This is a genomic window from Pseudorhodoplanes sp. (assembly GCF_035565855.1).
Classification (GTDB): domain Bacteria; phylum Pseudomonadota; class Alphaproteobacteria; order Rhizobiales; family Xanthobacteraceae; genus Pseudorhodoplanes.
This window is the reverse complement of the sequence record NZ_DATMRX010000207.1, coordinates 1-11,511: the sequence shown is the minus strand read 5'-3', so window position 1 is coordinate 11,511 and position 11,511 is coordinate 1. Positions and strand designations below refer to the sequence as shown.

Genomic DNA, 11,511 nt, shown 5'->3' with positions numbered 1-11,511 from the left:
ATCATAAGAATCGATGCGGGGTGATTTGTCGAGAGTCCGCGGAGTCAAGAACGTAAAAAAATTACTAACATCCGTGAAGATTTCGCGCTGCGATGCAACGCGCGCAGCATGACTCCCTATGCGCGCGTTGCAGGGCGCTTGATCAGGCGGGCGTCAGCGCGCGATTGGCGATGTCGCTGACATCCGCCGAAAGCGTGGAGACACCGGCGATGCGCCGCAATGCTTCTTCCGCCTTCTTACGGCGGCTGCTTTCAAGGGCGCGCCAGGAACGGAACGCGGTCGCAAGCCGTGCTGCGACCTGCGGGTTCGTGGCGTCCAATGCCAGCACCGCCTCGGCCACGAAGTCGTAGCCTGCGCCGTCGGCGCGGTTGAATTGCGTGGCGTTACCATGCGCGAACGAGCCGATCAGCGCCCTGACGCGGTTCGGATTGTTCATGGAGAAGGCGGGATGCGCCATCAGCGCCTTGACGCGATCGAGCGTGCCGGCCTCCGGGATCATGGCTTGCAGCCCGAGCCACTTATCGATGATCAACGGGTCCTTCTCGTAGCGACGGTTGAAGTCCTGCAACGCTTCCGCTCGCTCCGGGCCGTCATGAAGCGACAGCGTCGCCAGCGCCGCCATCCGGTCGGTCATGTTGTCGGCGCCGCGATATTGCGCGGCGGCGCGCGCAATCGCGTCGGGATTGCCGGTCGCGGCCATGAGATCGAGCGCGGTGTTGCGCAGGGCGCGCCGTCCGGCGCTTGCGGCGTCCGGGCTGTAGGGCGCGGTGCTGGTCAGCCGCTCGTAAATCGAAGCGAGCGCGGGTGCGAGTGCTCCGCCGATGGCAGCGCGCAGATGCGCACGCGCCGCAAAATTGGCGTCCGGATCGACGTCGCGGCCGACCTCGCGCGCGATGTCCGCCTCGGTTGGCATCCCGAGCACCAGCGCGACGAAGGCGGGCTCCAGCCGCGTATCGCTCAGGATCGCGGCGAGGGCGGCGATCAGTCCGTCGTCGGTGACGGCCGCCTGGCCGGCGCGCAACAGGCCGACATTCTTCAGAAGGAGCCGCGTCGCGAGCGTCTGGACCGCCTGCCAGCGGTTGAACGGATCGGTGTCGTATGCCGCGAGCCTTCGCAGGTCCTCGGCGGTCACATTGGCCGTCAGTTTCACCGGCGCGGAAAATTCCCGGTTGATGGACAAGGCCGGACGCTCGACGACCCCCTCATAGACGATGGTGTGTGACGGCTCATCGAGGATGATGACATCCGAGGCGGGCCGGCCGGCAACGACCAGCGGCAGATCGGTGCCGTCCGCACCGACCAGCCCGAGCCTGAGCGGGATCACCATCGGCAGCTTGATCGGCTGGCCGGGCGTCGGGCCGAGCGACTGCGACAGTTTCAGTGTGTAGGTTTTCGCGGTGCTGTCGTAGCTGCCGTCCGCGACCACATCCGGCGTGCCCGCCTGCGAATACCAGCGCATGAATTGTGACAGGTCGCGTCCCGACGCATCGGCGAAGCAGCGCACGAATTGCTCGATGGTCGCGGCCTCGCCGTCGTGGCGCTGGAAGTAAAGGTCCATGCCCTTGCGGAACGCCTCGCGCCCGAGCAGGACGCGCAGCATGCGGATGACCTCGGCGCCCTTTTCATAGATCGTGGTCGTGTAGAAGTTGTTGATCTCCTGATAGACCTCCGGCCGCACCGGATGGGCGAGGGGGCCTGCGTCTTCCACGAATTGATGCGCCCGCAGATTGCGGACATCGCCGATCCGCTCCACCGCGCGCGAGCGCATGTCGGCCGAAAATTCCTGATCGCGATAGACCGTCAGCCCTTCCTTGAGGCAGAGCTGGAACCAGTCGCGGCAGGTGATGCGGTTGCCGGTCCAGTTGTGGAAATATTCGTGGGCGATGATGGCCTCGATCGCGGCGAAGTCGCCATCGACCGCGGTGTCCGGCGTCGCCAGCACATAGCGGTCGTTGAAGACATTCAGCCCCTTGTTTTCCATCGCGCCCATGTTGAAGTCGGACACGGCGACGATCATGAAGATGTCGAGATCGTATTCGAGACCGAAGGCTTCCTCGTCCCAGCGCATCGAACGCTTCAGCGCGTCCATCGCGTAGCCGCAGCGATCCTCCTTGCCGGGCTCGACATAGATCCGCAGCGTGACCTTGCGCCCGGACTTGGTGACGAAGTGATCTTCCACGCAGCCGAGCGTGCCGCCGACCATCGCGAACAGATAGGACGGCTTCGGAAACGGGTCATGCCACACCGCGTAGTGCCGCCCACCCGGCAGATCGCCGCTCTCGATGAGGTTGCCGTTGGAGAGCAGCACCGGCGCCTGCGCCTTGTCGGCCTCGATACGCGTCGTATAGACCGCCATCACATCGGGGCGATCCGGGAAATAGGTGATGCGGCGGAATCCTTCCGCCTCGCACTGCGTGCAATAGGTGTTGTTGGACCGGTAAAGCCCCATCAATTGCGTGTTGGCCGACGGATCGACCACGGTTTCGATCGTCAGCGTGAAGGGCCCCTGGGGCGGCTGCGCGATGGTCAGGCGGTCGGGCGTTGCGACGAAGGCGGCCTCGGGCAGTGGCTGGCCATCGAGCCGGACCGCGGCGAGTGTCAGGCCGTCGCCGTCGAGAACCAGCGGCGCGGGCGGATTGGCCGGATTGGGCCGCAACCGCAATTCGGACGTCACGCGCGTCGCGGTCGGATGCAACGACACGTCGAGCCGGATCGTTTCCACCAGCCAGTCTGGCGGACGGTAATCCTGAAGGCGGACGGGACGAGCCTGCTCGGTGCGCATGGGCAGTGCGATTCCTTCATCTGGCGAAAATTTCAGCCGCCACGACTGCGAGGTCGGCGGCCTGCATGGTCGTGACCTGCATATCCGGATTTTCTGTGATCTGATAGAAGATCGTCGACCGGAAAAACCGGGCCAAAAATGGGAGGAATTCATGACGAAGCTTTGGTCGGCGCTGCTTGCAGCGGCCGCCGTAGTTGTCGCAGGCACGGGCGCCATCGCGCAGCAACCCTATCCAAATCAGGTCGTGCGCATCGTGGTTCCGTTCTCGGCCGGCAGCGCGACCGATCTCCTCGCGCGCGCGGTGGCGGACAAGCTTGGCGAGAAGTGGAAGCAACAGGTCATCGTCGAGAACCGGCCAGGCATTGCCGGGACGACGTCGGTCGCGAAGAGTCCGGCGGACGGCTACACGCTGATGCTGACCTCGAACGGGCACACCGTCGCCGGCGTGCTCAACAAGGCGCTGCAATTCGATCCGGTGAAGGACTTTGCCGGTATCACCCCGGTCGCCTCGGTACCGCTCGTGCTGATTGTCAATCCGGACTTGCCGGCCAAGGACCTGAAGGAATTCATCGCGCACGCCAAGGCCAATCCCGGCAAGCTGAACTTCGCTTCGCCCGGCCTCGGCTCGACCACCTTCATCGCCGGCGCCCTGTTCAAGGACGCGACCAAGCTCGACCTCGTGCATGTGCCGTACAAGGGCGCGCCCGAGGCGAATATGAGCGTCGTGCGCGGCGATGCGCATATGTATTTCACGCCGGCGAACACCGCGCTCGAGCTGTTCAGGTCCGGCAAGGTGCGCGCACTCGGCGTTGCCACCGACAAGCGACTCGAGGCGATGCCGGAGGTTCCTACGCTCAAGGAAGCGGGGCTGCCGAATTTCTCCTATGAATCCTGGTTCGGCCTGATGGCCCCGGCGGGCACGCCGGCGTCCATCATCGAAAAGATCAACAAGGACGTCGTGGAGATGCTGCAGGACAAGGCGCTGCAGGAGCGGATGGCCAAGCAGGGCGGCGTGGTCGTCGTCACCTCGACCCCCAAGCAGTTCGACGAGACCATCAAGTCGGACACCGCGCGCTTTACCAAGATCTTCCAGGACGCCGGGATCGCGGCGAAATAAGCCTTGCGATCACCGCTATCGTTCAAGCAAGCGCCGGGCGGGACATCCCGCCCGGCGCTTGCGTATGAGATCGGCGGGGGTGCCGGGTTGCGCTCGCGGGCGTTCTTTGCCATCTGAGCGCAATGAATCCCGCAGCGACGATGGCCGCGCGGCGCTTTTCCGTGGCGCCGATGATGGACTGGACCGACCGGCATTGCCGGTCGTTCCATCGGCTGCTGACGCGCCACTCGCTTCTTTATACCGAGATGATCACGACCGGCGCGGTACTGCATGGCGACCGGCGCCGGCTCCTGCGCTTCGATCCGGACGAGCATCCGGTCGCGCTGCAACTCGGTGGTTCGGACCCCCGCGATCTGGCCGAAAGCGCGCGCATTGCGCAGGACTTCGGCTATGACGAGGTCAATCTCAATGTCGGCTGTCCCTCGGACCGGGTTCAGGACGGCCGCTTCGGCGCCTGCCTGATGGCCGAGCCGCGGCTTGTCGGCGATTGCGTTGCGGCGATGAAGCGCGCGGTCAGCATTCCCGTCACCGTGAAGTGCCGGATCGGGATCGACGACCAGGACCCCGAAGTCGCACTCGACGCGATCACCACCGCTGTGAAGGACGCCGGCGTCGATGCGCTCATCGTGCATGCCCGCAAGGCCTGGCTGAAGGGTCTGTCGCCGCGTGAAAACCGCGATGTGCCGCCGCTCGATTACGACCGGGTCTACCGTCTCAAGGCCGCGCATCCCCACCTGCATATTTCCATCAATGGCGGGATCGGCTCGGTCGAGGCCGCGCAGGCGCATCTGCAGCATGTCGATGGCGTGATGATGGGGCGCGCGGCGTATCAGGAGCCGTGGCGACTGCTCGCGGTCGATCCGCAGCTCTTTGGCGCGGTCCCCAGCTTCGCCGGTCCGAGACAGGCGCTCGAGGCGTTCTTTCCCTATGTCGAGCGCGAACTGGCCGAGGGCACGCGGCTGCATGCGATGACGCGTCATGTGCTCGGGCTGTTCCGCAGCGTGCCGGGGGCGCGTGCGTTCCGCCGCCATATCGCGGTCCACGCCGTGAAGCCCGATGCCGGCATAGCAGTCCTGCGCGACGCGCTCGCGCATCTGGTGGACACGGCCGCTTCAATGCCGCACACCGCGGCAGCTTGATCGCCGGCCGTCCCGCGCCGGCTTTATCCGGAGCATCGGAATGTTGGGCATTCCGGCCGGCGAGCTTGCCTGGCTCGCGCTGGCCATCATGATCGGCGGTGCGCTGACAGGACTGCTTGCCGGCATTTTCGGCGTCGGCGGTGGCGCGATCATCGTTCCGGTGCTGTACGAAATCTTCCGCATCCTTGGAGTGTCCGAAGATATCCGCGTGCAGCTTTGCGTCGGGACCTCGCTCGCCATCATCATTCCGACCTCGATCCGCTCCTATCTCGCGCATCGCGCGCGCGGCACCCTGCCGAAAGGCATTCTCACGGCATGGATCGTGCCGGTCGGCGCAGGGGTTCTGATCGGCGGCGCGATCGCGGCCTTCGCCCCCGGCGCACTCTTCAAGGGCTTTTTCGCGGTGATGGCGTTTCTGCTTGGAGCGAAATTTCTGTTCGCGCAGGACCGTTGGCGCATTGCCGATACATTGCCAGGACGCGCGATGATGTGGGCCTATGGATTATTCATCGGCTTCTATTCGGCCATGATGGGCGTCGGCGGCGGCGCAGTATCGACGCTGGTTCTCAGCCTGTACGGACAACCGATCCATGCCGCGGTCGGCATTTCGGCGGGCGTCGGGGTCATCATATCGCTGGTCGGCACGGTCAGCTTCATGATTGCGGGGCTGCCGCATCAGGCGCTGATGCCGCCGTTGTCGCTCGGTTACGTGTCGTTCCTCGGCGTCGCGCTGATGGCGCCGGTCAGCGCTCTTGTTGCGCCTTACGGCGCGCGCATCGCCCACGCGATGTCGCGCCGTCATCTGGAGCTTGCGTTCGGAATTTTCCTCTGGATTGTCTCAACCCGGTTCATCGTCAGCCTGCTGCCGTAAGGCGATGACCCCATCTGGAGCCGGCAACCGATGGCGAATGCCGCAGATCTTCGTCGCCTTGCACGATCGCTCGAGGGTACGACCGAAGCGCCGCATTTCGATCGCACGGCGTTCAAGGTCAAGCGCATCTACGTGACGCTCGCGGCGGACGGCAAGACCGCCAATTTCAAATTCACGCCGGACCAGCAGGAATTCAAATGCATGCTGGCGCCGCACGCCTTTCAGCCGGTTGCCGGCGGATGGGGACGTCAGGGTTGGACCACTGGGATCCTGTCGGAGATGAGCGTTGCTGAGTTACGCAAGGCGCTGGAAGAGGCCTGGCAGCACGCCTTGCCGAAGCCGCTGAAACGCTAGCGCTGCGTTTCAGGGATAGCCGCGCAGCACCAGTTTGTCGCCGCGCACTTCCCAGCTTTCCAGCCGATTGAGGAAGCTCATGCCGAGAAGGCTGGTGCGCAATTGTCCGGGTTGCGCGATCAAGGCCGGGACCGAACGCTCGACCAATCCGCCGACGCCGATGCTGTCGAGCGTGACCGCTGCCGCACGGGTCTTGCCGTTCGCGGTGTCCACCGTCACGTTGTAATTGAGGACCTCCAGCGGCAATCCGGCCGCCTTGGCGGCTTCCTGCGTCAGCACCACGGCGCTCGCACCGGTGTCGAGGATCATCGGCACGGTGCCGCCATTGACGCGCGTGGAGATGCCGAATTCTCCCGCATTGCCGCGTGCGATCTCGACCACGCGCCCGCGCGACGCCGCGCGGCCCGGCATCATCTCCGCCATGACGCGGTCATAGGCGTGGCGCAACTCGAAGCGATAGGTGTAGCCGAGTGCAAGCGCGAGGCCGATCACGATCCATATCGCGACGATCTGAAGGGCTTTGCCGATGCTTTCGCGGAACATGATGAGCGCGCCGCTGCACAGAAACACCAGGAGCGCGATCTTGCGCGCGAGCGCCGCAAAATCATCGGTGCTGAACGGCCCGACCGTGCCGGTATCGTGATTTGCGATGAGCAGGATCAGCGCCAGCGCGAGGCCGATCAGCAGAATCCACAACAGCCGACTGCGCAACGGGTCAATCCTTCAGGACCGGGCTGGCATGACCGCCGGCGTTTCGCATGGCGGCGATTCGATCCGGCAACAATGCCATGATCCGTCGCCGTTCGTGGCCCGGCATCGTGCCCCAGCCGGCGATTTCGTCGATGGTGCGGCCACAGCCGCGACACAGCTTCGAGCCGGGCTCCAGCACGCAAATCTTGAGGCAGGGCGTTTCGATCGCTGACATCTGTTCAGGGGCCTGTCCTTCCGCAACATAGATGCGAACAAGCGAAAGGCAATGCGATCAGGCGGCCGCGCCCTTGGTGGTCGCGCCGTCGCGTTTGTCGAAGGGCACGATGGGAAGCGGCGTCTCTTTCGGCTGCAGCGTGGGGGAGGGCTCCGCCAGTGGCGCAAGCGCAGCCATCACCCGCTCGGGCGGCAACGCGACGATCACTTCCGTGCCGACACGCAATTTCGACTTCAGAGTGAAGGTGCCGCCATGCAGATCGACGAGGCTCTTGGCGATCGGCAGGCCAAGGCCCGCGCCCTGTTCGGCGGACTTGATCGCGTTCGATCCTTGCCCGAACGAGGCCAGCACCACCGGTATCTCGTCTTCCGGAATACCGGGCCCGGTGTCCTTCACGCTGAAATATTGTCCGCCCGATGCCGTCCACCCGACCTTGATCCAGATTTCTCCGCCCTGCGGGGTGAATTTCACCGCGTTGGCAAGAAGGTTCAGGCAAATCTGGCGCATGGCGCGTTCATCGGCCCAGACCCGCGGCAGATCGGGCTCGAACATCTCGTGGATGGTGATCTTGCGGTTCCGCGCACGCATCTTCATCAGGCGATGGCAATCCTCGACGACACCGCACAGCGAGATCGCCTCTTCGTTCAGTTCGTAGCGTCCGGCCTCAATGCGCGACAGATCGAGGATCTCGTTGATGAGGCCGAGGAGGTGCTGGCCGGAATCGTGGATGTCGTTGGAATATTCCTTGTAGGCCGTGACGGTGTGCCGGCCGAAAATCTCGTTCTTCATCACTTCCGAGAAGCCGAGGATCGCGTTCAGCGGCGTGCGCAGCTCGTGACTCATCTGCGCGAGAAACCGCGACTTGGAGATATTGGCGGCCTCGGCGCGATGACGCGCTTCGTCGGAAATGGCCTTGGCCTGTTCGAGCTCGCCGATCAGCATGTCCTTTTCGGCGCGCGCCTGCAGCATCTGCAGCGCGGATGAATAGAGGCGGTGCGCAAGCAGCAGGAAATAGCCCTGCGAGGCGACGGCCATGATGGCGAGGATGTAGTCGTGGAGCGTGCCGCCGAACAGGAAATTGACCGCGACGGCGCCGGTCACCGGGACCGTTGCCGCGAATACGGCGATCGGGAGCGAATAGGCAAGCATGCTCGATACCGCGACCACTAGCAGCATCACGAACAGCATGAAGGTCCCGGTGCCTTCGGCGACGCCGAGCGGCTGCACCAGAATGAACATCCACGACAGCCCGAAAAACAGGTCGAGCATCAGGAAGCGGATGCGCCAGGCCTTGATCTTGATCTCCGCCGGTGGCGTGGCGAGGAACTGCCGACACTTCGTGACCATCACGGCGTGGATCAGCAGCACAGCCGCGGTCCAGACCCCGGCGGTCGCAGCGCCCGTCCACAAGCTCGACAGGAAGCCGACGGTGGCGACCAGCAGCAGGACGACGAGAGACGCCGACAGGCGGTTCTGCGCGAACATGCGCATCAGTTCGTAGTCGAAGGCCGGGCGGGTGCCGCTGGTCGAGGTCAGCCGGTCGCGCGCATCCCGCACGCGCTGCGCCGCCGCGCGCCGCCGCTTGGCGGCGGCCTCTTCGCGTGCGTCGCTGGCGGTACTCGTGGTCATGCGCGGCCGAAACCTTCCAAATATCTGGCCAAAGTCGCGCAAAATCCTTAAGGCCAACCTTAACCGGTTCCTTAATCCGGCCGAACCTGGGGAGGGTGCTGTGCGACTTTATGACGGCGGGCGCGCCCCCAATCCGCGGCGGGTACGCATTTTTCTCAGCGAGAAGGGGATTTCGGTGCCCGTCGTGGCCGTGGACCTCGGCGCGATGGAGCACCGGTCGGACAGCTATGCGGCCATCAACCCGCTGCGGCGTGTCCCGGCCCTCGAACTCGATGATGGCACGATCATCACCGAATCCATCGCCATTTGCCGGTATTTCGAGGCGATTCAGCCGGAGCCCGCGCTGTTTGGGACCGATCCGGTCGAGATCGCCACGATCGAGATGTGGCAGCGGCGGATCGAACTGCATCTCCTGGCCGGGATCCAGCACGTGTTCCGCCATCTCCATCCCGGCATGAAGGAGCACGAGGTTCCGCAGGTCGCCGCTTGGGGCGAAGCCAACAAGCCGCGGGTGCTCGAATTCCTGGCGATCCTGGACCAGACCCTCGCGGATCGAAGGTTTGCGGCGGGCGACAAATACTCGGTCGCGGACATTACCGGGGTGGTGGCGCTGGACTTCGTGCGGGCCGCAAAACTGGAAGTGCCGGCGGAATTCGCCCATGTCGGGCGCTGGCATGCCGAGCTTCGGGCACGGCCGAGCGCGCAGGCCTGACACTGAAGAAAATCAGCTTAAGTCTCTGATCTCTCTGACATTCTCCTGCGTTGGCGGCGGCTTGGCCCGCGCCACCACACGAATGTTTGAACAAACGGGGAAAGGCGAGGGCATCCGCCGCCCTGGCCGCCATGAACCGCCCCCGAGGACCCTACGACGAACTCCCAAGGCATTAATTTTTGCTCATGGAGGACGTCATGTTTCGGAAGGGGTTCGCTTCGTTCCTGGTAGCCGCCGCCGCAACGGCGGCCCTCTCGACTCCGGTGACCGCCCAGGTGCGGACCGCGGCGTTGCAATCGAGCGGCTTCCAGCTCGCCCAGGCGGTGCAAGAGGAAAACCGGATCGCCCTCGTGATCGGCAACTCGGCCTACCAGGCCAATCAGCCGCTGAACAATCCGGTAAACGATGCCCAGGCCGTTTCGCAGATGCTGAACCAGGCCGGGTTCGAGGTCGTAATGGCCTTCGACCTGACGCGCGATATCATGAAGCAGACCGTCGAGGAGTTCGCGGCCCGCGTTCTCGAGAAGGGCAGCAACACCGTCGCGATGGTCTATTACGCCGGTCACGGCATCCAGGCTGACGGCGAAAATTATCTGATCCCGATCGATGCGAAGTTCCAGGCCGAGGACGACCTCGCCGAACAGGGCGTGAAGCTCGCCGATGTCGTCGCCGCGCTCGAAGCCACCCAGACCAAGGCCCGTATCGTCGTGGTCGATGCCTGCCGCAACAATCCGTTCGGCGGTTCCGCAGCCGACGATTCCGGCGGGTTCGCTCTGGTGGACGCCCCTGAAGGCGCGCTGATCGCCTATTCGACGTCGCCCGGCACGGTCGCGCTCGACGGCCTCGGCAAGCACAGCCCCTACGCGGCGGCTTTCATGCGCACTGCGCGCACGCCGAACCTGCCGGTCGAGCAGGTGTTCAAGAAGGTGCGCCTCCTTGTCAACGACACCACCGACAAGAAGCAGCTTCCTTGGGACAGCGCGCGTCTCAACACCGAATTCGTGTTCTTCGCCAATGCCGAGCAACCGGCTGCGCCCGCTGTGGTGCCGGCGAAGGTCGAAGTCAGCGCGCTCGCGTCGCGCCCGGTTCGGCAGGCCTATGACATCGTCATCGCCGAAGACAAGGAAGAATATTACGAAGAGTTCGTCCGCGTTTACGCGCAGGACCCGCTGGCCGATCACATCCGCCGCGTGCTGAATCGCCGCAAGCAGATGGCCGCCTGGCAGGTGGTCACCCACCGCAATCGTCCGGAAGATTACGCCGACTTCGCGCGCCGCTTCCGCAATACCGGCCTCGGTGTCCGTGCGCAGCTGCTGCAGGAGCGTCCCCGCCAGTTCAACATCGCGTTCCCGCGCCGCGGCGAAGGCCGGTTTGGCGATGGCCGCTTCGGCAGCAACATCCGCATCAACATCAACAATGACGGTCGCCGCGTCATTCGGTTGGGCGGTCGCGATGGCTTCGGCAACGGCAATCGGCCGGTGATCAACTTCGGGAATGCCAGCAATGGCCGTCCGGGCTTTGGCAACAACAACGGTGGCCGTCCGGTTCTCAACCAGAACGCTGGCATCAACCCCAATGGTGGCCGTCCGGTGCTGAACCCGAACGGTGGCCTCAACCAGAACGGTAACCAGAATGGCGGCCGCCCGGTGCTCAACCAGAACGCTGGCATCAACCCCAACGGCGGTCGCCCGGTGCTGAACCAGAATGGCAGCGTCAACCAGAACGGTAACCAGAATGGCGGCCGTCCGGTTCTCAACCAGAATGGTGGCATCAACCCGAATGGCGGTCGTCCGGTGCTGAACCAGAATAGCGGCGTCAACCAGAACGGTAACCAGAATGGCGGCCGTCCGGTGCTCAACCAGAACACTGGCATCAACCCGAACGGCGGTCGCCCGGTGATCAACCAGAATGCTGGCATCAATCCGAATGCTGGTCGTCCGGTCATCAACCAGATCAACAACCGCCCGCAGATCCAGCGGCCG

At 64.3% G+C, this 11,511-nt stretch carries 10 protein-coding genes; 6 read left to right on the top strand and 4 right to left on the bottom strand.

Going from position 1 to position 11,511, the window contains the following annotated elements; genetic code table 11:
• Nucleotides 1–142: 142 nt before the first annotated feature.
• Complete coding sequence (gene pepN / locus VN004_RS11650) at nucleotides 143–2,782, bottom strand: aminopeptidase N (protein WP_325610131.1); 2,640 nt, start codon at nucleotides 2,780–2,782, stop codon at nucleotides 143–145.
• 151 nt (nucleotides 2,783–2,933) lie between these two features.
• On the opposite strand from pepN, the gene VN004_RS11645 reads away from it, so the two are divergent.
• The 4 genes from VN004_RS11645 to VN004_RS11630 all read left to right on the top strand — a co-directional run bounded on the left by VN004_RS11645 (nucleotide 2,934) and on the right by VN004_RS11630 (nucleotide 6,263).
• Nucleotides 2,934–3,899: a tripartite tricarboxylate transporter substrate binding protein gene (locus VN004_RS11645; protein ID WP_325610129.1), complete on the top strand. Its 966-nt coding sequence runs from the start codon at nucleotides 2,934–2,936 to the stop codon at nucleotides 3,897–3,899.
• 122 nt (nucleotides 3,900–4,021) lie between these two features.
• Nucleotides 4,022–5,038, top strand: coding sequence for a tRNA dihydrouridine(20/20a) synthase DusA (dusA, locus tag VN004_RS11640; protein WP_325610128.1), 1,017 nt, complete (start codon nucleotides 4,022–4,024; stop codon nucleotides 5,036–5,038).
• 40 nt (nucleotides 5,039–5,078) lie between these two features.
• Complete coding sequence (locus VN004_RS11635) at nucleotides 5,079–5,909, top strand: sulfite exporter TauE/SafE family protein (protein ID WP_325610126.1); 831 nt, start codon at nucleotides 5,079–5,081, stop codon at nucleotides 5,907–5,909.
• A gap of 30 nt (nucleotides 5,910–5,939) precedes the next feature.
• Nucleotides 5,940–6,263 carry an MmcQ/YjbR family DNA-binding protein gene (locus VN004_RS11630; protein WP_325610124.1) on the top strand — a complete coding sequence of 108 codons (324 nt, stop codon included), beginning with the start codon at nucleotides 5,940–5,942 and terminating at the stop codon, nucleotides 6,261–6,263.
• Between the two features lie 9 nt (nucleotides 6,264–6,272).
• On the opposite strand, the gene VN004_RS11625 is transcribed toward VN004_RS11630, so the two are convergent.
• Genes VN004_RS11625 through VN004_RS11615 form a run of 3 tightly spaced genes read right to left on the bottom strand, consistent with a single transcriptional unit; the run spans nucleotide 6,273 to nucleotide 8,817 of the window.
• A complete protein-coding gene (locus tag VN004_RS11625) occupies nucleotides 6,273–6,974 on the bottom strand; it encodes a TIGR02281 family clan AA aspartic protease (protein ID WP_325610122.1) in 702 nt (233 codons plus the stop codon).
• Nucleotides 6,975–6,978: 4 nt separating this feature from the next.
• Nucleotides 6,979–7,188 (bottom strand): DUF1289 domain-containing protein, encoded by a 210-nt coding sequence (locus VN004_RS11620; RefSeq protein WP_325610121.1) that lies wholly within the window; start codon nucleotides 7,186–7,188, stop codon nucleotides 6,979–6,981.
• A gap of 57 nt (nucleotides 7,189–7,245) precedes the next feature.
• On the bottom strand, nucleotides 7,246–8,817 hold the full coding sequence (locus VN004_RS11615) for a HAMP domain-containing sensor histidine kinase (RefSeq protein WP_325610118.1): 1,572 nt from the start codon (nucleotides 8,815–8,817) through the stop codon (nucleotides 7,246–7,248).
• 100 nt (nucleotides 8,818–8,917) lie between these two features.
• On the opposite strand from VN004_RS11615, the gene VN004_RS11610 reads away from it, so the two are divergent.
• Both VN004_RS11610 and VN004_RS11605 read left to right on the top strand, forming a co-directional pair.
• Nucleotides 8,918–9,529, top strand: a complete 612-nt coding sequence (locus VN004_RS11610; RefSeq protein ID WP_325610116.1) for a glutathione S-transferase — start codon at nucleotides 8,918–8,920, stop codon at nucleotides 9,527–9,529.
• A 197-nt stretch (nucleotides 9,530–9,726) separates the two neighbouring features.
• Nucleotides 9,727–11,511: caspase family protein (locus VN004_RS11605; protein ID WP_325610113.1), on the top strand; the 1,785-nt coding region annotated here is incomplete at its 3' end.